This is a genomic window from Gordonia zhenghanii (assembly GCF_021738965.1).
GTDB lineage: Bacteria > Actinomycetota > Actinomycetes > Mycobacteriales > Mycobacteriaceae > Gordonia > Gordonia zhenghanii.
Genome location: NZ_JAKKOQ010000008.1, coordinates 252,664 through 273,648 on the forward strand (window position 1 = coordinate 252,664; position 20,985 = coordinate 273,648).

The 20,985-nt window shown below is 66.3% G+C and carries 17 protein-coding genes and 2 tRNA genes; 9 read left to right on the top strand and 10 right to left on the bottom strand.

The features are described 5' to 3' along the window. Positions 1-95 precede the first annotated feature (95 nt). The 5 genes from L5G32_RS11425 (at position 96) to L5G32_RS11445 (ending at position 2,434) form a co-directional block, all read left to right on the top strand. Positions 96-167: transfer RNA gene (locus L5G32_RS11425), tRNA-Asn, on the top strand. A gap of 215 nt (positions 168-382) precedes the next feature. Further along, entirely contained in the window at positions 383-955 is a 573-nt protein-coding gene (locus L5G32_RS11430; protein WP_237011153.1) for an Ltp family lipoprotein, read from the top strand. A gap of 226 nt (positions 956-1,181) precedes the next feature. Then, positions 1,182-1,676: an FBP domain-containing protein gene (locus tag L5G32_RS11435; protein ID WP_237011154.1), complete on the top strand. Its 495-nt coding sequence runs from the start codon at positions 1,182-1,184 to the stop codon at positions 1,674-1,676. 87 nt (positions 1,677-1,763) lie between these two features. Next, positions 1,764-2,165 carry a DUF302 domain-containing protein gene (locus L5G32_RS11440; RefSeq protein WP_237011155.1) on the top strand — a complete coding sequence of 134 codons (402 nt, stop codon included), beginning with the start codon at positions 1,764-1,766 and terminating at the stop codon, positions 2,163-2,165. 8 nt (positions 2,166-2,173) lie between these two features. Then, complete coding sequence (locus L5G32_RS11445; RefSeq protein ID WP_237011156.1) at positions 2,174-2,434, top strand: metal-sensitive transcriptional regulator; 261 nt, start codon at positions 2,174-2,176, stop codon at positions 2,432-2,434. Here the strand turns inward: L5G32_RS11445 and L5G32_RS11450 are convergent. After that, complete coding sequence (locus L5G32_RS11450; RefSeq protein ID WP_237011157.1) at positions 2,395-3,549, bottom strand: flavin-containing monooxygenase; 1,155 nt, start codon at positions 3,547-3,549, stop codon at positions 2,395-2,397. The genes L5G32_RS11445 and L5G32_RS11450 overlap by 40 nt on opposite strands. A gap of 95 nt (positions 3,550-3,644) precedes the next feature. Here L5G32_RS11450 and L5G32_RS11455 point away from each other — a divergent pair, with 95 nt between their 5' ends. Further along, on the top strand, positions 3,645-4,235 hold the full coding sequence (locus L5G32_RS11455) for a TetR/AcrR family transcriptional regulator (protein ID WP_237011158.1): 591 nt from the start codon (positions 3,645-3,647) through the stop codon (positions 4,233-4,235). Further along, positions 4,232-5,911, top strand: a complete 1,680-nt coding sequence (locus L5G32_RS11460; protein ID WP_237011159.1) for an MDR family MFS transporter — start codon at positions 4,232-4,234, stop codon at positions 5,909-5,911. Before L5G32_RS11455 ends, L5G32_RS11460 begins: the two co-directional genes overlap by 4 nt. 244 nt (positions 5,912-6,155) lie before the next feature. Here the strand turns inward: L5G32_RS11460 and L5G32_RS11465 are convergent, their stop codons facing one another. The 7 genes from L5G32_RS11465 to dnaG all read right to left on the bottom strand — a co-directional run bounded on the left by L5G32_RS11465 (position 6,156) and on the right by dnaG (position 14,472). Then, the gene (locus tag L5G32_RS11465) at positions 6,156-7,532 is read right to left on the bottom strand and encodes an ABC transporter permease (protein ID WP_237011160.1); all 1,377 of its coding nucleotides are present in this window, start codon (positions 7,530-7,532) and stop codon (positions 6,156-6,158) included. Beyond that, entirely contained in the window at positions 7,529-8,317 is a 789-nt protein-coding gene (locus L5G32_RS11470) for an ABC transporter ATP-binding protein (protein WP_237011161.1), read from the bottom strand. Before L5G32_RS11470 ends, L5G32_RS11465 begins: the two co-directional genes overlap by 4 nt. Positions 8,318-8,405: 88 nt before the next feature. Beyond that, entirely contained in the window at positions 8,406-9,050 is a 645-nt protein-coding gene (locus tag L5G32_RS11475; protein ID WP_237011162.1) for a response regulator transcription factor, read from the bottom strand. Beyond that, positions 9,047-10,204 carry a sensor histidine kinase gene (locus L5G32_RS11480; RefSeq protein WP_237011163.1) on the bottom strand — a complete coding sequence of 386 codons (1,158 nt, stop codon included), beginning with the start codon at positions 10,202-10,204 and terminating at the stop codon, positions 9,047-9,049. The genes L5G32_RS11475 and L5G32_RS11480 overlap by 4 nt, the downstream gene beginning before the upstream one ends. Positions 10,205-10,217: 13 nt before the next feature. Beyond that, positions 10,218-10,292: transfer RNA gene (locus L5G32_RS11485), tRNA-Ile, on the bottom strand. A 57-nt stretch (positions 10,293-10,349) separates the two neighbouring features. Next, positions 10,350-12,380 (bottom strand): OPT family oligopeptide transporter, encoded by a 2,031-nt coding sequence (locus L5G32_RS11490; protein ID WP_237011164.1) that lies wholly within the window; start codon positions 12,378-12,380, stop codon positions 10,350-10,352. 199 nt (positions 12,381-12,579) lie between these two features. Further along, the gene (gene dnaG, locus L5G32_RS11495) at positions 12,580-14,472 is read right to left on the bottom strand and encodes a DNA primase (protein ID WP_237011165.1); all 1,893 of its coding nucleotides are present in this window, start codon (positions 14,470-14,472) and stop codon (positions 12,580-12,582) included. 196 nt (positions 14,473-14,668) lie between these two features. Between dnaG and L5G32_RS11500 the strand changes: the two genes are divergently transcribed. Next, positions 14,669-15,154, top strand: coding sequence for a DUF4262 domain-containing protein (locus tag L5G32_RS11500; RefSeq protein ID WP_237011166.1), 486 nt, complete (start codon positions 14,669-14,671; stop codon positions 15,152-15,154). 36 nt (positions 15,155-15,190) lie between these two features. On the opposite strand, the gene L5G32_RS11505 is transcribed toward L5G32_RS11500, so the two are convergent. Further along, the gene (locus L5G32_RS11505) at positions 15,191-18,202 is read right to left on the bottom strand and encodes a hypothetical protein (RefSeq protein WP_237011167.1); all 3,012 of its coding nucleotides are present in this window, start codon (positions 18,200-18,202) and stop codon (positions 15,191-15,193) included. Positions 18,203-18,363: 161 nt separating this feature from the next. Between L5G32_RS11505 and L5G32_RS11510 the strand changes: the two genes are divergently transcribed. Beyond that, the gene (locus L5G32_RS11510) at positions 18,364-19,188 is read left to right on the top strand and encodes an alpha/beta fold hydrolase (protein ID WP_237011249.1); all 825 of its coding nucleotides are present in this window, start codon (positions 18,364-18,366) and stop codon (positions 19,186-19,188) included. A 364-nt stretch (positions 19,189-19,552) separates the two neighbouring features. Here the strand turns inward: L5G32_RS11510 and L5G32_RS11515 are convergent, their stop codons facing one another. Beyond that, positions 19,553-20,923, bottom strand: coding sequence for an FAD-binding oxidoreductase (locus L5G32_RS11515; RefSeq protein ID WP_237011168.1), 1,371 nt, complete (start codon positions 20,921-20,923; stop codon positions 19,553-19,555). Between the last annotated feature and the right edge of the window lie 62 nt (positions 20,924-20,985).

Below are 20,985 nucleotides of genomic sequence, written 5' to 3' on the forward strand. Positions count from 1 at the left end.
AGGGCGGAGTACGCTGACTCGCACCCCTCGGTCCAGGCGTTTTGCGCCCGCCGCGATCGATGGGCTAGAGTTTCAAATCGGTTCGGAAAGAGCAATCCCCCATAGCTCAACGGCAGAGCACTCGACTGTTAATCGAGCGGTTATTGGTTCGAATCCAATTGGGGGAGCAAGAAAACCCGCTGGTGACAGCGGGTTTTTTGCGTTATCACCACAGAGTTCAGGACACGGGCTCAGTGATCGCGCACGGCCACCTGCCGCTCCCCGCGGTCAACTGTTCGAGCGAAACCGTGCGACCACACATAAATCCGCAGGTCATCACCGTCTTTCCCGCCTAACATCCGGAGGGTAGAACACTCCCTCGAATAAGAAGGCCGGCGCCGCCATGAGGCTCACCCGTATTCGCACAGTCGCCGCCGCTGCCCTGGCCGTCGTCACGCTGTGGGCCGTCGCAGCGTGCGGGTCGACTGACAGCGAAGCGAGCCGTCCAGAGACCGTGACGGTCACGAACACGGCGACCGAGACCGAGACGGTCACCGCCGCAGCAGGCACGTCGACGACCGTCGAGGAGGCCGCGACCACCACGGATGCGACCACCACCGATGCGACCACGACTCGAGACCAGGCGACGACTCGGCCCCAGACCACCCAGGCCACCGCAGCGGACTCGATGACCGCCTCCCAACGGAACGCGGTCGCAAAGGGCCGTGATTATCTGTCGATGTCCGGGTTCTCTCGACAAGGCCTGATCGATCAATTGGCGTACGAGGGCTTCAGCACGACCGATGCGAGTTTCGCCGTCGACTATCTCGGCCCCGACTGGACGGCGCAGGCGACCAAGAAGGCCGCCGAATACATGGCGATGAGCGCGTTCTCCGAGCAGGGCCTCATCGATCAGCTCGTCTACGAGGGCTTCACGCAGTCCCAGGCATCCGTAGGCGCAGCGAGCCAGTTCTGAGCCTGCCAACATGCACCCCCTGCCCTGCTATTCGTTCTCCCGCATGAAATTCATTCGACACTCCACCGTCGCGGGCCTACCCTGGGCTGCGTGTCCGACCGAGTAACGGGAGCCGATGGCGCGCACAGCGCCGCTTCCAGATGACCGCGCCCCGCAGCCGATCCAGTGCGATCGGCCGCTGACGCACACCCTCATCACTCTTCTGACACGAGAAGGTCATCTCTTCATGCGCACTCCCACTCAAAAGCAGATCCTGTCCGCGTTCCGCGGCGCCACCAAAAGCGAGATCGCCAAGGTCACGTTCCCGTTCGACTTCAATGACGTCGACTTCGACCGCCTCGAGTTCTACGGGTGGCGCGACCGCAAGATCCCGCGTCGGGCATATCTCGTCGTCGAGCACGGCGAAGAGCTCGTCGCGTTGATCCTGAACCGCGGCGAAGCGAAACCCCGGCGTCGCGCCATGTGCGCGTGGTGCCGGGACGTCGAGCTCTCGACCGATGCGATCCTCTACTCGGTGCGCCGGGCCGGTCCTCGCGGACGACGCGGCGACACCATCGGCATGCTGGTCTGCGAAGACCTCGGCTGCCCGAAACGTGCGCGGAAGCTCCCGCCCGCCTATCACAAGGGCACCGATCTCGATGCGATCCGTTCCATGCAGATCGAGAATATGTCGCACCGAGTCCAGACTTTCGTGGCCGAGGTCCTCTCGACCGACGAATGACGCCTGACGGGATACGAGTGAGTCGAAAGACCCTCGTATCCCCCCAGGGGGTTGTGAGACGATGGTGGGACATCGAGAGGAGTCCCCATGTCCGGATTCACCATGTCCACCGTCGTCCCCACCCCGTATGAGCAGGCCGTCGCCGACGTTCGCTCAGCGCTCGCCGATGCCGGGTTCGGCGTTCTCACCGAGATCGACATCAAGGCCACGCTCAAGACCAAGCTGGACGTCGACGTCGACCCGAAGATCATCCTCGGCGCCTGCCGTCCGCAACTCGCACACGCGGCGTTGACCGCCGACTCGCGCGTGGCCGCCCTGTTGCCGTGCAACGTCGTGGTCAGCGCGGACGGCGACGGCTCGTCGCTCATCGAGATCATGGATCCCGGCGTCATGGAAGAGTTCACCGGGACCGCCGAACTGGGGCCGATCGCCGACGACGCCCGCACGCGACTCACCGGGGTCCTCGACGCGCTGACGTCTGCAGAGTAGGCGTCGGCGTGCAGATTCCCGCAGACGACGTCAAACCGATCCTGACGCGGCTTCGACGCGCACACGGCCACCTTGCGACTGTGATCCGGATGCTCGACGAGGGCGCCGAATGCGAGGACGCTCTCACGCAGCTCGCCGCTGTCGACAAGGCTCTGCGCCGCAGCGGTTACGCACTGGTCGCGACCGGACTGGAGCACTGCCTGACCACAGAGGGTCCAGAGAACGTCGATCAGGACAAACTGGAGAGGCTGTTCTTGTCGTTCGCGTGAGGGTGGTCTGACGTATAGCGGATCGCTTCGCGTGCGGCACGTCTCCCGGCACGCGTCGCGCCGAGCGTGGAGGCGCTCCGCCCGTATCCGACGAGGTACAGTCCTGGCGCCTTCAGGACACTCACGTCGTCGTCGGCCATCAGGACGCCGCCGCTGCGTTCTCGCACCCCGAGCGGCGCGAGGTGACTCAGGGACGCGCGGAAGCCCGTGGCCCACAGGATCACGTCGACCGACTCGTGGGTTCCGTCGGCGAACTCGACGCCGTCGGACGTGAGCGCACGGAGCGGCCCCCGCGAGACGAGCACTCCCCGATCGATCGCGTCGAGGACCGACGGCGTCGTCGGCAGCCCCGTCTCGGCGACCACGCTGCGCGGCCGCAGACCCGCGCGAGTCCGGGCGGCCACGCGTTGCTCCACGCCGAGTCCGGCTTCGGTGTCGAAGGGGCAGTCGCGCCAGCGCGGCGGGGTCCGCGTCGACCACAGAGTGCCGACTCCGTACTCGTCGAGAAGCTGGACGAACTGGATGGCCGAGATGCCGCCCCCGACGACGAGCACTCGCCGTCCGACGAAATCACCAGGTTCTGTGAAGTCGCGGGTGGTGAGTTGCCTGCCGTCGAAGCGGCCGCGGTACCAGGGCACATACGGCTGATCCCACGTTCCAGTCCCGGAGACGACCGCCCCGGCCAGATACTCCCGCCTGCCACCGCCCGACCCTTCGGCGACGACACGGAACCGCGCCCCCTGCGCCTCGTCTGCTTCATCGTCGATCGACTCAACCGACCGCACGCGCCATGGCCGCTGAACGTCGAGCCCCTTCGCCTGCTCGTACCGCCCGTAGTAGCGCTTGACGACCTCACGAGCAGGCTCGTCGGGCGCCGCATCGCCGAGTGATGAATCGGGCAGGTCGTGCAGTCCGTTGACATGGTCGAACGTCAGCGCATCCCAGCGGTGGCTCCACGCCCCGCCTGCCGTCGGATTCGCATCGAGCACTTCGAGGTCGACGCCGGGCCGCAGGCCTGCGCGCGCGAGGAAGTACGCCGCGGACAGACCGGCCTGCCCCGCTCCGATGACGACGACCCGTCGACGTCGCGCACTCGGGTCCGCTGATGGATTCACATCGGTGACAACCCGCGGACACGCCTCGCGATTCCCCACAGTCTCGTCGATCACAATCGTTGCCTCACGTTTTGCACCCGTGCAATAATGCACTAGTGCAAGAAATTCAGGTAGGACTTCGGGAACGGCAACGCGCCGACACGCTGCTCCGTCTGCACGATGCGGCCATCGACCTCGTTCAAGAGAACGGCCTCACCGAGACGACGGTCAGCGCCATCGCCGACAAGGCAGGCGTCTCGCGTCGGACGTTCTTCAACTACTTCGCGTCCAAAGAGGACGCCGTCCTCGGTGCAGGCGAGCCGACCATTCCGGCCGACGCCGTCGACCGACTGTTCGACGGCCCCGACCGGCTCGACCGCGCGGTGCACCTCGTCTTCACGGTGGCATCGAGCGTCCGGCACGTACGGAATCGTCCCGCCGAGCGCCGCGAACTCGTCCTCGCGCACCCCGAACTCAGGGCTCGCAGCCAGCACCACGCCGTGGCTGCCCAAGAACTCCTGGCCAAGGCACTCGCCGAGCGCTACGACAGCGAGACGGCAGAGCGCGCTTCGGCCCTGCTCCTGCTGGCGACCGCAGTCATGCGCTTCGCCTACACCCGAAACCCCGACGTCATCGACAACCCGGACTCACCGACTGTGGCCGCTGCCATCGACGTTTTCAAGAACACGATCAAGGACCTCATATGACCTCCACTGATGCCGCTGCGGCCACGCCGCCTGGCACTGACGACAACCCGGCCGGGATGTCCAAGAAAAACGTCATCCTGCTGTTCATCGGCTTGATGATCACGATGCTCCTGGCCTCCCTCAACCAGACCGTCCTCTCCACTGCGTTGCCGACGATCGTCGGCGAGCTCAACGGCGTCGACCAGATGACCTGGGTCATCACCGCGTACATTCTCGCGATGACGATCGTGATGCCCGTCTACGGCCGCATCAGCGACCTGGTCGGACGCAAACCGGCCCTTCTGTTCGCGATCAGCGTGTTCATGGCCGGATCCATCGTCGGCGCGCTCGCAGGCAACATCCTGTGGCTGATCGTCGGCCGCGTCATCCAGGGCCTCGGCGGCGGCGGCCTCATGATTCTGGCTCAGGCGGCGATCGCCGACGTCGTCTCTCCTCGCGAACGCGGACGCTACATGGGATTCATGGGCGCGGTCTTCGCTGTCGCGTCGGTCGCCGGTCCACTACTCGGTGGCTGGCTCACTGAAGGACCCGGCTGGCGGTGGGCTTTCTGGATGAACATTCCGCTCGGCGCACTGGCCATCCTCGCCACCATCGCCTTCATGCGGCTACCGAAGCCCCAACACGAGAACCGTCCGAAGCTCGACTACCTGGGCATGGTGCTGATCGCGGCTTCGACGACGACGCTCGTCCTGATGTGCACCTGGGGCGGCCACACGTACGACTGGATGAGTCCGCAGATCATCGGCCTCGCCGTCGCGACCGTCATCCTCGCCGTCGCATTCGTGTTCGCCGAGAAGCGCGCGCAGATGCCGATCATTCCGATGCAGCTGTTCCGCAACCGCAACTTCACGCTCGTCACGATCGCCGCACTCATGGTCGGTATCGCGATGTTCGGCGCCATCGGCTACATGCCGACGTACATCCAGATGGTGACCGGCGTCGACGCCACCATCGCAGGTCTCTACATGACTCCGATGATGGGTGGTCTGTTGATCACCTCTGTCATCTCAGGACAGTTGATCTCCCGGCACGGTCGGTACAAGGTGTATCCGATGATCGGAGCCGTCGTCATCGGCATCGGTCTCGCACTCCTATCGACGATGCACCCGGCCACGCCGAACTGGCAGATGTGCATCTACCTGGGCATCTTCGGCATCGGCCTCGGCCTGATCATGCAGGTCCTCACGCTGATCGTCCAGAACGAGTTCCCCGGCGCATTCGTCGGCACCGCCACAGCTGCGAACAACTACTTCCGCCAGGTCGGTGCCACGTTGGGTTCGGCGATCGTCGGCTCCATCTTCGCCTCGCGACTCGTGGACCTGCTCAAGGAGAACCTCGGCGGCGCTGCAGACAAGCTCAGCAGTTCGGGCGGTGGGCAGAACAGCCTGACCCCCGCACTCGTCGACTCGCTCCCCGATGCGCTCCGGATCCCGATCGTCGAGTCGTACAACGACGCGCTCCTGCCGATCTTCCTGTTCTTCGTGCCGCTCGCGGCGATCGCGCTCATCGCACTGGTGTTCCTCGACGAGCGCGCGCTGTCGACCAAGGTCCGCGGCGAAGCCGAGGTCGAAGGCCTCGGCGAGGGCCAGGTCCTCCCCGAGCCGTTCGACGTCCCCGCTCGCGGCGACGAGAAGGTCTCGGTGGCGTCGACGGAGAGTGAGCACATTCGCCGCTGACCGAGCGGAGTCCCGCCCGCTGGCCGAGCGGAGTCCCTCCCCCGCCCGCCGGTCGAGCCCCACATGCCGGTCGAGCGGAGTCGAGACCCACCCGCTGATCGAGCCATCCCCCACATGCTGATCGAGCGGAGTCGAGATCTCGACTCCGCTCGATCGGCGTATAAGGGCTCGATCGACATGTGAGGGAAGCGATCTCGACTCCGCTCGATCGGCATATAGGGGCTCAATCAGCAAGCCCCACCCCTCACGCGACGGCGAGAGCGTCGACGGGCGTGACGGCGACGGCCCGTCGACTCGGCGGGAGTGACGCTGCGACGACCAGCGCCACGGTGCACGCCACGATCGCGACAAGTGCGGGCAGCGGCAGTCCGATCACGAATCCGTCTGTCATCGCACCGATCAGCGACTGCGCGCCGACCGAGCCGAACAGTATGCCGAGCACGAGTCCGAACACGACTGCGGTGCCGCTGAGCGCGACCGATTCGAGCGTGATCATCGACCGGATCTGCTTCGCCGTGAACCCCATCGCACGCAGCATCCCGATCTCCCGAGTCCGGCCGATCACGGTCAGCGACATCGTGGAGACGAATCCGACGGCTGCGATGACTGCCGAGATCGCGATCATGGCGATCAACACGCTCGACGTCACCGACAGAGTCTGCTCGGTCTGCCGAACCTCGTCCGCCGACATGCCTTCCCAGCTGTGCACTGACTCGGTGAGTGCCTGCATCCCACCTGCGATGGTCGTCACCAGCGTGACGCCGATCAGCAGCCCGATGGTCGACCGAGTGGTCCGTTGTGGGTCGCTGACAGCGTTCTTACGGGCGATCACCGCGGACGGCGAACTACCGGCCAGCCGGCCAGCCACCGAGACCAGACCGGGCACGATGCGTCCGGCGCCGAGCATGACGCCGACTCCGACTATCGCCGAGCCGAAGAAGGCGACGACGAACCCTGAAGTGCTCGCGTTCTCGCCCAGGTAGCACGCCGCGACGAGCAGCAACGCTCCCCCGGCGAGGACGACGACGGCGACGCAGTCCCGCAGCCACGATCGGACGACACGATCGGAATGGACCGCGCTCGCCGTCGCCAGTGCCGACCGTGATCCGATGAACGTCGCTCCGACCGCGGTACCGACTACCGCGAGCGCACCGACCAACACGAGCGGCGGAAGGACGTCGTAGTGTCCGCGCGGCAGCGTTCCACGGCCGACCAGGATCACGCGGAGGATCCACGAGGAGGCGACACCGACGACGACTCCCGCGACCGATCCGACGACTGCGACCTTCGCGACCGCGGTGACGAGTGAGTCGCGCAGTTGCCTGCTGCTCGCACCGACGAGCCGCAGCAGACCGAGTTCCTTGCGTCGTCCCGCGATCACCGTGTCGACACCGTTGCTGATCACGACACCCGACACGAACAACGCGATCATGATGAACACTCCCGCCACGATGTCGAGGAGCATTCCGGCGCCGCCGCCTTCGGTTGTCGCCGTCGTTTCGAGAATGCTCGACGCGCAGATCAACGTCGTCGCATACATGGCAGACAGTCCGCAGACGACGCCGATCGACGACAGTTCGCGCAGGGACCCCACCGTCAGGCGGGAACTCGTCGCCCTCATGCCGCCGCTCCCTGGAGGGTGATGAGCAGGTCAGAGATCTGCCGCGGATCCAGGCCGCGGTACTCGCCGACGATCGCTCCGTCGGCCAGCACCAGGATGCGGTCGGCGTACGACGCGGCGACCGGATCGTGGGTCACCATCGCGATTCCTTGACCGTATTCGCGAGCCGCGGTCGTCAACAGGGTCAGCACCTCACGACTGGTCCGGGTGTCCAGTGCGCCGGTCGGCTCGTCCGCCAAGATGATCGTCGGACGGCCGGCGAGCGCTCGGACGATGGCCACACGCTGTTGTTGTCCGCCCGAGAGCTCCGACGGCAGGTGGCCGAGCCGGTCGCGCAACCCGAGCGACGTCACAAGATGGCCGATCCAGGCTTCCTGCTCGGCATCGGGCCTACGCCCCGCGAGGACGAACGGTAGCCGAATGTTCTCATCGGCGGTCAGGGTCGGAACGAGGTTGAACGACTGGAAGATGAACCCGACGGTGGTGCGGCGAAGGATCGTTCGCGCGGTGTCACCGAGGCCGACGATCGGGTTGGCGCCCAACCAGATCTGACCGGCGGTGGCCTCGTCGAGTCCCGCCATGACGTTCATGAGTGTCGACTTGCCCGACCCGGACGGTCCCATGACCGCGGTGAACTCACGCCGGTTGATGTCGACGCTGACGTTGCGGAGCGCGTGGATGGGGTTGGCCGGGTCGCCGTAGGTCCGGGAGACGTTGCGGAGGGTGACTGCTGCGAGTGGGCCGGCAGCGGCGGCTGGTGCGTCGTTGAATCGTGTGCTGTTCATGCCACCAACGGTATGGCCCTGACCTGCACGAACACATCAGTCTGCGGGTTGGTTCGGCGTACCTCTCGAGATGTACGCCTGAGCCGGGTCAGACCAGTGCGTGCTCGTACGCGTACACCACGAGTTGTACGCGGTCGCGCAGACCGAGCTTGGCGAGGATCCGCGAGATGTGCGTCTTGACGGTGGCCTCCGACAAGTATTCGGCCGCGGCGATCTCTCCGTTCGACAGACCACGTGCCGCGCAGACGAGGATCTCGCGTTCTCGCGGCGTCAACTCGTCGTATTCGGGTCCGGGTTCGGCAGTCCGTCGAGTCCGGTGCCGTTCGAACAGTTGCCGGGTGGCCGAGGCGGCGACGACCTGATTGCCTTCGGCGACGGCACGCACCGCCGCGAGTAAGAGGTCCGGTTGCGCATCCTTCAAGACGAAGCCGCTCGCTCCCGCCTCGATGGCCGAGGCTGCGGCCTCGTCGACGTCGAAGGTCGTCAACACGAGGATGCGCGGGGCGTCCTCGCCCAACTCGCGCACGAGCGACGACGTCGCGGTGATTCCGTCCACTCCGGGCATCCGAACGTCCATCAAGATCACGTCGGGCCGCGCGGCCGAGACCATCGTGGTCAAGGCAAGCGCCGACGACTCCTGCGCGACCACCTCGATATCGGATTGGCTCTCGAGGATCATCGCAATTCCGCCGCGGAACAACGGCTGATCGTCGACGAGGGCGACTCGGATCATCGTGCGGGTCCTTCCGAATCGGGAACGGTCAGAACGACCAGCCATCCGTCCTGCGTACCGGTGCTCGACAGACGTCCGCCGACGTGGCCTGCACGCTCGGTCATACCGATGATGCCGTGGCGTGCACCTCCGGGTGCCAGCGGGTGGTCGGACACCGCGTTGCCGACGGTGAGGCGACAGCCTTCCGACCAGTCGTGGTGGACGGTGACCGCGTGCGTGAGATCGCCGTATTTCAAAGCGTTGGTCAGCGCTTCGGTGAGGACTGCGTGGGCCACCTTGACGGTGCCCGGCTCGGCGTCGTCCGCCGAACCGATCTCGTCCGCATCGATGCTCATGCCCGCGGCTCGCATGCGTGCGAACAGATGATCTCGGTCCGAGCGGCTGATCTCGCCTGCGCTGTCGGTGCTGCGGAGTTCTTCCAAGACGGTGCGCACGTCGGCGAGTGCGTCGCGGGCGGTGTCAGCGATGACTCCCAACGCGTCGCGCGCGGCATTCGGGTCGGCGTCGAGCGTGTACTTGGCGCCTTCGGCCTGCGCGACGACCACCGCGAGCGAATGCGCGACCACGTCGTGCATGTCGCGAGCCAGCCGAGACCGTTCGGACTGCTCGGCGTAGAGGTCGAGCACGCGACGACGTTCGAGTTCGGCGATCGTCTCACTCACCTCGGCGGCGGCGACGCTCCGCCGTTGGTGACTGACGAAGCCCGCCGTCCACCCGCCGACCACCACGACGGCAGTGAGGACCACTCCGAATGCCGTGCCCCACGCGACGGAGCCGCCCCCGAAGTCGATGTCTGCGTATGCGTGCGGGAGGGTCGCGCCCGCGACGATCGACCCGATCACGGCGACGACGAACGATCCTCGCCGGACCCGTCGGTCGGGGTGGGCTCCCGCAGTGAAGAACATGGGCGCGTACATCACCGACAGCGCGGTGACGTGCGTGGCCGCTACCTGCACGACTGCCGACGCGACCGCGGCCGTCATCATCACGCTGGGCGCCCAGCGGCGAACGGCCAGCGCGAGGGTGATGAGCCCGCCTGCCACGTACACCGAAGCACCGAGACCCGAGTTCGACACGACAACCACGAAGCCGACGAACGCCGCGACCACCAGGTCGAATGCGACCGCCGAGCGGCGCAGATCTGGCGCGGTCAACGGATCTCTCACGTGCCCCGTGTCGGGCTCGAACCGACGAATAACCGCTTTATGAGAGCGGGGCCTTAACCAACTTGGCTAACGGGGCGGTCCCAGATTACCGAGTGCCCCGACAGTCCGTTCGCCAGCCCCGCGCTTGCCCGAGTCACTTCTTGGACAGGGACATCGTCGCGAAGTCGCTGTCAGCACGTTTCTGCGTGTACCGGTACAGGCCGCCCACCAGCAGGGCGAAGACGATGACGCCGACGATCTGCGCCGAGTCGCCGTACCCTTCACCGAGGACCGACAGCGGAGCCTCGTCGCCGGTCGCTGCCACGATGCCCGCGAAGATCACGCCGTAGATGCTCTCGCCGACGATCAGACCGGTCGCCAAGAGGATGCCCAGGCGCTTCTTGCGTTCGCCGTCGACCTTGTCCCGTGCAGCCCACTTGTCGTAGTAACGGCCGATGAACGCGCCGATCGGGATGATCAGTGTCAACGACATCGGCAGGTACATGCCCATTCCGACCGCGAGCGGCGGCAGACGCAGACTCGACGTGCTGCGCTTGAGCACCTCGTCGACAGCGATGACGCCGCAGCCGATGAGCGCACCGACTCCCACGAGCGCCCAGTTCAGGTCGCCGCCGAAGACGCCCTTGGCCAGGGTCGACATCAGGTTGGCCTGCGGTGCGGACAGGCTGCCTTCGACGCCGTTGGCGTTGACGCCGCCGACGAACCCGAACGCATTGTTCATCAGGCTCAGGATCGGCGGGATGATCACCGCGCCGAAGAGCACACCGATGATCAGCGAGACCTGCTGCTTCCACGGGGTGGCGCCGACGAGTTGGCCGGTCTTGAGGTCCTGCAGGTTGTCGTTCGAGATGGTCGCGACACCGAAGACGACGGACGCGGTGAACAGCGTGTACGCGACGAGCGCATCGATCTCCGAGTCGTTGCTCACCGCACCGTGCGTCACCTTGATCAGCAGCGCCGCGCACAGCACAACGAGGATCCCGACGCCCGAGATGGGGCTGTTCGACGATCCGATCAGGCCAGCCATGTAGCCGCAGACTGCGGCGACGACGAGACCGATGACGAAGACGAAGGCGATGCTGACGGCGATGATGCCGCCGAGCGAGTCGGAGATGTGCGAGTCGGCGGCGAAGTCCCAGAGCAGCCATCCGATCGGGATCATGGCGATCACGACGGTCAACCCGACCCATTGGATCGGGATGTCGCGCTCGGTGATGTCGACCTGGTTGCCTGCCCGGCGATTCTTCGCGCTGGCCATCGCCGCGATGATGCCCTTGAGGATCGGGCCGATGACGGTGGCGAGCGTCCACACTGCGGCGACGGCGATCGCGCCCGCACCGACCATGCGGACCTCCTCGGAGAAGATCCGTTCGACGAGATCGAGCAACGACTCGTCTGCGCCCGGGCCGGAGCCCCACGTACGGACCGGAAGGATGATGAAGAACGAGATCACGAGGCCGACGAGCATCGCGATACCGACGGCAACGCCGACGAGGTGCCCGACACCGATGAGCGCGAGCGACAGGCTGCCGCTGACCATGGTGGCGCCGGACCCTGCCTTGAACGCCACGGAGGCTTCGGTCGCGAGGAGCTTGAGCGAGCCGAGGAGGGAGAACAGCGCCGCGCCCAGCGCGCCGACGACGATGGCACGCATCCCGCCGCGATTCTGATCGACGCCCTTCGAGTCGACGTCCGACTCGTGGTCGGTCGACGCCTCACCGACTTTGAGAACCTCGGCAGCGGCGACGCCTTCGGGATACGGCAGGTCCGATCCGGTGACGAGCGCACGTCGCAGCGGAATCGAGTACATCACGCCGAGGACGCCGCCGATCGCACAGACTGCCACTGTCGTCCAGTACGGGAAGCCGCTCCACCAGCCGATCATGATCAGCCCGGGCAGGACGAACACGATCGCCGACAGGGTGCCTGCCGCGGACGCGATCGTCTGGACGATGTTGTTCTCGATGATCGAATGGTCGCGGAAATATCGCAGCACAGACATCGAGATGACGGCGGCCGGAATGGCCGTGGCGAACGTCAGGCCGACTTTCAATCCCAGATAGACGTTCGCTGCGGTGAACACGAGTGTGATCAGTCCACCGAGGACGACGGCGCGAACGGTCAGTTCACGTGCCGTCGACCGTGCTGCAGTAGGTGCAGACAAAGTTCTTCTCCCAACGGGTCGCACTTCCTCGCCCGCACCGCTGTTGTCGGCACCGAACGAAACACGGTGTTACACGTTATTCCTATGCCCGCTCGTTCGAGTGAGAACCCCTGATGACGGCGGATTCTGGTGTAGCGGCGACGAGTTGATCGTCGCTCGGGCAGGACGGTGCGAAACGGACTTACCCGCCTGGGTTCGCCTACACGCCCGTCTCAAACGTCTGCTCGAGCAGGCTCCGTCGATACGCTTCGAGTGCGACGAGGTCACCGAATAGCGCGTTGTACCCGTCAGCGTCCCCGCCCGGCGACATCCGACGCAGCTTGGACTTGATGTCGGCGATCTGCGACCCGACCCACACCTCTTGGGAGCGGGCGAGCACGCTTGAGATGTAGCGCGAGATCTTGTCCTCCTCCACCGGCATCGGCTCCACCGCCAGTTCGGTGACGAGAGGTGTCGAAGCCTGATCGTCGACGGCTTGGATCACCGCGTCGACCCAGGTGGCGCCGCCGAGGCCGCTCGCGGTTCCGCCCGCAGCGGCGATGGCTTCCCGAAGTCGTCGGTACGACGGGTCGGAGAAGCACTCGCCCGGAAGGGAGTCGAACACCGTGCCCGCGATCGCCGGATACTGCAGCGCTGCCTTGAGCGCTTCCCGCTGCGCCCACAGGCGCGGATCGTTCGGCAGGGGGCGCGCAGTCGGCGGCGGCGACATCGCCTCGGGACGCATCCGACCACGAGTGCCTCGCCCGGCGGGACGTCCTCGACCCGACTTCGACATTCCCCTGACCCGGGACAGCACCTGACCGACGTCGTCCCAACCGACCCAGCCCGCGAGCTGGCGGGCGTACTCGTCGCGCAGTGCGACGTCCCGGATCCTCGACACCACCGGAACCGTGTCCCGCAGCGCGGCCACCCGACCCTCCGCGGTGTCGAGGTCGTGATTGCGCAGCAGTGCCTTGATCGCGAACTCGAACATCGGGATCCGGCGGGCGATGAGGTCGCGGACGGCGGCGTCACCCGACCGCTGTCGCAGATCGCACGGATCCATTCCGTCGGGTGCGACGGCCACGAACGTCTGGCCTGCGATCGACTGTTCGCCTTCGAAGGCCTTGAGCGCAGCGGCCTGGCCCGCGTCGTCGCCGTCGAACGTGTAGATCACTTCGCCGCGGAAGTAGGAGTCGTCCATCATGAGTCGACGGATCAATGCGAGATGATCTTCACCGAACGCGGTGCCACACGATGCGACGGCGGTGTGCACTCCGGCCACCTGCATCGCCATCACGTCGGTGTATCCCTCGACGATCACGACCTGGTGACTCTTGGCGATCGATTTCTTCGCGAGGTCGAGACCGAACAGCACCTGCGATTTCTTGTACAGCATGGTCTCGGGCGTGTTCATGTACTTGCCGAGTTGGTCGTCGTCGAAGAGCTTGCGAGCGCCGAATCCGATGACGTCGCCGCCCAGGTTTCGGATCGGCCACAGCAGTCGGCGATGGAATCGGTCGATGGGCCCTTTGCGGCCCATCTTCGACAAGCCTGCGGCCTCCAGTTCCGCGAACGCGAAGCCTTGGGACTGGAGCGCGCGCGTCATGGTGTCCCACCCCGCAGGCGCGTAGCCGCATCCGAAGGTCAGTGCGCTCGCCTCGTCGAACCCGCGTCCCGCGAGGAAGTCTCGGGCCGTCTGTGCCTCCGGGGTGCGAAGCTGTTCGGCGTAGTACCGCTGTGCGGCCGCGTTGACCGCGACGAGCCGGGCGCGGGTCCCACGATCTCGATTGATCGCCGCCCCGCCGCCCTCGTAGTTGATGCGGTAGCCGATCCGGTCGGCGAGCTGCTCGACGGCTTCGACGAAGCCGACGTGCTCCTGCTTCTGCAGGAACGAGTAGACGTCGCCGCCTTCGCCGCATCCGAAACAGTGGAAGTGGCCGTGGTTGGGGCGGACGTGGAACGACGGCGACTTCTCGTCGTGGAACGGGCACAGGCCCTTCATGCTGTCGGCGCCCGCGTTGCGGAGTGCGACGTAGTCGCCGATGACGTCTTCGATTCGCGTCTGTTCACGGATCGCCGTGATGTCGCTATCTGGGATACGTCCTGGCACGACACCCACTGTAGTCATTCGCCTCCACCCTCCCCGTTGCGGTCACTCGCTGCCGACGAACCTCGCCGCGGCAGCAGACCGCAGCGACTGGACGCCACTGGAAGATCGCACGTCAAAGGCGCGCGCCCCGTTCTGTCGGACCCTCGACCTATAGTTCCACCCAGATCGAACACATGAACGAACGAAGGAGTCAGGCATGTGTGAATTCGACCCCCGCTGCAGCGGGTCCGACGATCTGATCGGTCAGGCCCTCGCTCTGATCGCCCGAGGATCATGGGCGGTCACAGGCGTGTACGGCGACGAGACGTCGGCACCCGTCGCCTACACGTCTGGACTCACCGAACTCGGACGTCCCGAACTGGTGATCGCCGGTGTCGACCCCGAGCACGCAGGCCCCGTGCTCAACGAGGCCGCGGCCCGAGTGGTTTTGACACCGGGGTTCAGCTCGGGTTCGACGATCACGGACCTGCGATCGACGAACGGATATCCGCTGACCGCGATCGACGTGATCGACGCCTCGTCGATGCGCGTGACGTCGCTGCTGTTCGGACAGTCGTTCCAGGCCGTACAACTCGTCTGGCCCGACCGGGACGGACGTCTGCCCTGGGACCGTGGTTACGGACTCGCCCCCGACGAGCAGCCGCTGTACGGCGTGGCCACTCCCGCAGCAGGAGCCAGATGAGGTCGGCCCCGCTGCTCGGCCGCTCCTGCCGCCGGGCTACTTCTGCCGGACTGCGGCCAACGCGGCCGCCCGTACCGCCACTGCGTTCGCCATCAACAGGTCGGCCGACACCATGCCTGGGAAGTAATCGGCGAGCGCCGCCCACATAGCGCGACCCTCGTCGGTCAGACCGCCCTTCTTGAGGCAGTCGTTGGCCTGCAGTCTCGCGACGGCCGCAAAGGTCATCGACTGCATCGACAGCAACATCCACGGGCTGGTACCGGTGTCGACGCCTGCGAGCACTTCGTTGCGCGCGGAGATGAGGTCGTACATCTCCGGTGACGACCGTCGGACGTCCCGCAGCATCGTGTTGACGTGGCGCGGAGCCTCGACGCTCAGCGGATCGGCCATCCATTCCATCCGGTGATGGAACGCGTCGATCGTCGCGCTGGTCCGCATGTCTAGATCGAGCACCGGACCGGGGACGAGCCGGAAGTGCTCGAAGAGCATGTCGACCTGGTCGCGCCCCATCGACTCGACGGCCATCACGTTGCGGTCGAAGACGCCGGTCCTCGGATCACTCATCCGACCGGTCGCCAGCAGACGGAGCAACTCGTCGCCGCCGCGGGTCGTCAGATACGACTGGATCTCGTCACGGTCGGACGTCTTCGGATCGACGATCGCCGACATCGCGATGGTGCATCCGACATACGGGTTCGGATGTGACGTGCTCGCGCGGTCGCTCGGCGCGAACGGCCGTTCGGCGAGGCCGGACCGGATGAGCAGGGCCGGGATCCGACGCGGCGCGACCGGGCTGTCGCCGAGCGCGACGAGCGATGCGGTCGCGTCCGCGGTCAACACGTCGACCGACGGTGCCGGGCTCTCCGCGTCGGCGGCCTGTGCGGTGTCGAGCAGCATCCACGCGCCGGTCAAGTCGTCGACGGCGGGCGCCGAGGCGGACACAGCCGTGTTCGGCTGCTCTACTCCGCGCGTGAGCATCGCGATCGGCGCCTCGTCCGTCTCGCCGTCCGCGTCTTCGATGACCGCGACGATCGTGCCGCTCACCAGACGTCGCGCTGCGTCGGCGAGAGGCCTGGTTGCCAACGCGAACTCGGTGCCGGCACGTCCCTCGGACTCCCATTCCCGGACGATCTCGAAGTCGCCGTCGAGGAGAGCGAACGACACGTCGACGCCGCCGGGAACGTACACGGCCAGTCTTCTGTGATCGGTGGCGTCGACGTCGATCACCGGAAGCGCGGTCTGCCACGCGGACGGGACTCCCGCGCGTTCGAGTCGCACGAGTGCGTGCGGCGGACGCACCACCAGTTCTAGAGAGGCGTCGCCCGACCGGGTGGAGGTGATCTGTTCGACGTCGCTCGGGCCGAAGGTCAGTTTCGCGTCGTCGACGGCGAGGTCACCGTCTGCGGTCAGCTCGGTGACCGACTCGGCGAGTCCGTCGGCTGCGGGGAGCCGAACAGCTGGGTCGTGGGTTGCGCCGAGCCCTTCGACAATGACGGCCACGCGGCGTAAGTCCAGTGCGTACGAGTCGCTGACGACGATCTCGTAGGCTCCGACCAGCGGTGCGTCGACTCCGTCGAACGGGTCGGCCGATGTCACGAAGGCCTCGGACTCCCACGGATAGTCGACGAGCCAGTCGAGATCTCCGACCCGCCGGACCCGGACACGCCACCGCTTGTCGCCGTCGCCGTGGTGCGCAGGCAAGTCGACGAGGGGCCGCTCCCCGAACACCGGGTCGCCGTCCCTGGTCGTGATGCCGGGCAGCGGTTCGGGCAGTTCGATGCTCGGACTCTCCGCGGGCCGCACACGACGTGTCGTACCGGCCCGTCCGTCGCGGACCACCGTCAGTTCGCGGTGCCCCGCGAGGTCGAGAGTGCGCAGCAGCCACCCGTCCCATGGGCCGTTGCGCGTGTCTGTGACAGCGACCTTCTTGCGACCCGAACCGGTGAACTCGGCGTCTTTCGGTACAAGCGCCAAGACCTCGCCTGCGGGCAGAGTGCGGTGCCGGGACATGACGCGGCCGTCGGGTGCGAACAGGACGATCGGATCGCCCGGCAGGACGACCGGGATGGCCCTACGCGCACCGGTGTCGAGGTTGACGAGCACGCACTCGCGTAGCGCCGAAGTGACGGGTACGACGGCTGCCTCATCGGCGCCGGTCTGGACCTGTTCGGGAGCGTCACCTGCCCAGGCACGCCAGGTCGTGGGCTTCTCGTCCGACGGGATGACGACGTCGAGCGTGCCTTCGGCTGCGTCGTAACGCAGTTCCGGAAATCGGGCGATGCACAGCGCAGCCGCATCGTCGTCGCCGTCGAGGAACGGCTTGTCCGCCAACCGATCTCGCAGTGCGGACAGGATCGTCGGCGGCAAGTCGACGGCAGATTCGGTCAACGCATCCGCGGACCAGGTCGCTGGCTCGGCGATGCTTGCGACGAGGACGGCGCAGATCCGCGCGAGGAAGGTGACGGCGATGTCTGGGGCGTGATCGAGCAGTGCCCGGAACTCGGCGGGCAGTTGCCTGCGCCGGTGCGAGAATCCGGGTTCGGTCAGGTGGTCGAGGACGACGGTCCCCTGCGGCGCGCGACCGGCGGTCACATGCTGTTCGATGACGTCGACGAGCCCGCCGATGGCGTGCGCCGGGATGCCAGCGTGGAGTTCGAGCAACCACACCGGATCCCGATCGCGGAGTGCTTCGACGTCACGGAGCCCGATCGTCCGGAACATGTCGCCGGCAAAGCCGACGAGCGCGGCCTCGAACGACGGGTCGCGGTCCACTCCGATCGCGTCAGCGAACCCGTCCCAGAAGTCGGTGGCGCCGTCGCGGAGAGCGGCGTGCCCGACGAGGGCGGTCGCGATGAGTGCCGGATAGCCGGTGATGAGCGCGAAGTGCGCGCCCGCTGGCATCTGGGACATCAGCCTGCCGAGCTGTGAGTGCACTCGGCTGATCTCGTCGACTGTCGGATCGGTCTCGACGACGAGTTCGGCGTCGGTGTATCGATTGCGAATACAGTCTTCGAATTCGTTGTCCTGCAAGGTCGCCGAACCTGTCATGCGCGTTTGCTCACCACACCTCTTCTACTCGCGTCGCTGGGAGGTGCGGCGCGTCGTGAAGCACACAAGTTACCCCGCGACGGTTCCCCGTCTCGACCCCGGACGGCGACGCTGTGGGAAGGCTCACGCGGATGCTCGGATCTGGCAGACTCGAGGGCACTATGGACACCTTCTCGCGCGACGGCCTCACTTTCGACGTGATCGATTCCGGACCGTCCGACGGCGACCCGGTGATCCTCCTTCACGGCTTCCCGCAAACCGCGTCATCCTGGTCTCAGGTATCGGAACTATTGACGGCGCAGGGATTTCGGACGATCGCCCCGACGCAACGCGGGTACTCACCCCGAGCGCGCCCCCGTGGACGACGCTGTTACCGGACGAGTGAGCTGACCGCGGACATCGTCTCGCTGATCGAACAGCTCGACCAAGGCCCGGTCCACGTCGTCGGGCACGACTGGGGCGCGGTCGTGGCGTGGTCGTTGGCGTCCCGCAGACCGGAGCTGGTGCGGTCGTTGACGACGGTGTCGGTGCCTCATCCTGGTGCGTTCGCGCGGTCGATGACGCGCAGTCGTCAGGCGCTCATGTCTTGGTACATGTTCTTCTTCCAGCTTCCGTGGCTGCCGGAGTTCGCTATCACCCGCGCACGGTCGGTTCTGCCTACCGCATTGCAGCGCACCGGCATGGCACTCGACGAGGCACAGGCGGTCCAGCGCGAAGTCATCGACTCGGGCGCGTTGACCGGTGCTCTGAACTGGTATCGCGCCATGCTCCTCGACGGCCCCGGCGGCCTCGGCGCCAAGGTGTCGGCGCCGACGACCCACGTGTGGAGTTCCGGCGACACCGCGCTCTCCCGCTGCGGAGCCGAACTCACCCACGAGTACGTCACGGGCGACTTCCGCCTCGCGATCATCGACGGCGCCTCCCACTGGCTCCCCGATCAGCGTCCCGCCGACCTCGCCGCCCTCATTCTCGACCGCATTCGCTGACCCGTTCCGCCGGTCGGGCCACGTCTGCTGGTTGAGCCCTAGTTCGTTGGTCGGGTCCTAGTTCGTCGGTCGAGCCCTATTCGTTGGTCGAGCCCTAGTTCGTTGGTCGAGCCCTAGTTCGTTGGTCGAGCCCTAGTTCGTTGGTCGAGCGGAGTCGAGACCCCGACCACCTTCAGAACGCACGAAACAACGGGACCCGCCCCCACCGCTGGTCGAGCGGAGCGCCGTCCTGAGCGAGCGGAGCGAGTCGAAGGGTCGAGACCCCCACCAGCGATCTCGACTCCGCTCGATCAACGACAAGGACCGCTCGATCAACGACGGCACCGCTCAATCAGCGGTACCGCGAGTCGAAGGGTCGAGACCCCTACAACAGCACACCAGGGTTCAACAGCCCGTCGGGGTCGAGCGCGGATTTCAGAACAGCCGTGAGTTCCATGACGTCGTCGCCGACCTGGTCGCGGAGGAATCCCTTCTTCAACCGTCCGACGCCGTGCTCACCGGTGATGGTGCCGCCCAACGAGATCGCCAGACTCATGATCTGACCGAACGCGGCATTCGCGCGGGCGGTCTCGTCCGGATCGTTCGGGTCGTGGACGATCAGCGGGTGGGTATTGCCGTCGCCTGCGTGCGCGATCACTGCGATCATCACCCGGTTGTCGGCGGCGATCGCCTCGACGCCGTCGATCAGCGCGGGCAGCGACGGAAGCGGAACGCCGACGTCCTCGAGCAGAAGGGCGCCGAGCCGTTCCACAGCGGGGATCGCGACCCGTCGCGCCTGAGTGAACGCCTCCGACTCTGCCGGGTCCGACGTCGAGAACACTTCTCCCGCGCCGCATGCGGAGAACGCTTGCTCGATGAGTTCCACTTCGGCGACACCCGCGGGCCCCGGCGCGTCCGACTGCGCGACGAGCATTGCCCCGGCCTCTCGATCGAGACCCATCTTGAGCATGTCCTCGACGGCGTTGATCGATGCCGAGTCCATGAACTCGAGCATGGCGGGACGGATCTGCGAGGTGACGGCCAGTACTGCTTCCGATGCGGCGCGCACACTCGGGAACGATCCGACGACGGTGCTCGCGGATGCCTGTGGCGGCAGGAGTCGCAGCGTCACCTCGGTGACGATCCCGAGGAGGCCTTCGCTGCCGACGAACAGCTTCGTCAACGGCAGTCCAGCCGAGTCCTTGAGTTGCTTGCCGCCCAACCGGACCGCGCGGCCGTCGGCCAATACGACTTCCAGGCCGAGAACGTAGTCAGTGGTGACGCCGTATTTGACGCAGCAGAGTCCCCCCGCGTTGGTTGCGACGTTTCCGCCGATCGAGCAGATCTCAAACGACGACGGGTCCGGCGGGTACCAGAGCCCTTCCGCTGCTGCTGCCGCTTTGACCTCGGCGTTCAACATGCCCGGCTGCGAGACGGCGGTCCGGGTCGACGTGTCGATGCTCAGGTTTCGCATCTTCTCCGTCGAGATCGTGACGGCGCCGTCGACCGCTGTCGATCCGCCGGACAGACTCGTCCCCGTCCCCCGCGTGATGATCGGGACTTTGTGCTCGGCGCACCAGCGGACTGCGGTCTGCACGTCCTGGGTGGTGAGCGGTCGAACCAGAGCGAGTGGCGTGCCGGCATCCGGATCATTCGCTCTGTCGAAACGGTAGGCCCCGAGGATGTCGGGGTCGGTCACGACCATTCCTGGAGCGAGCGCAGCGGACAGGGTCGACAGGTCTGGACGCGTAGACATGCGCCCAACGGTATTCGTCACACAGTCGGCACGCGATGCTTCGCCTCACATTGCGACGGCCG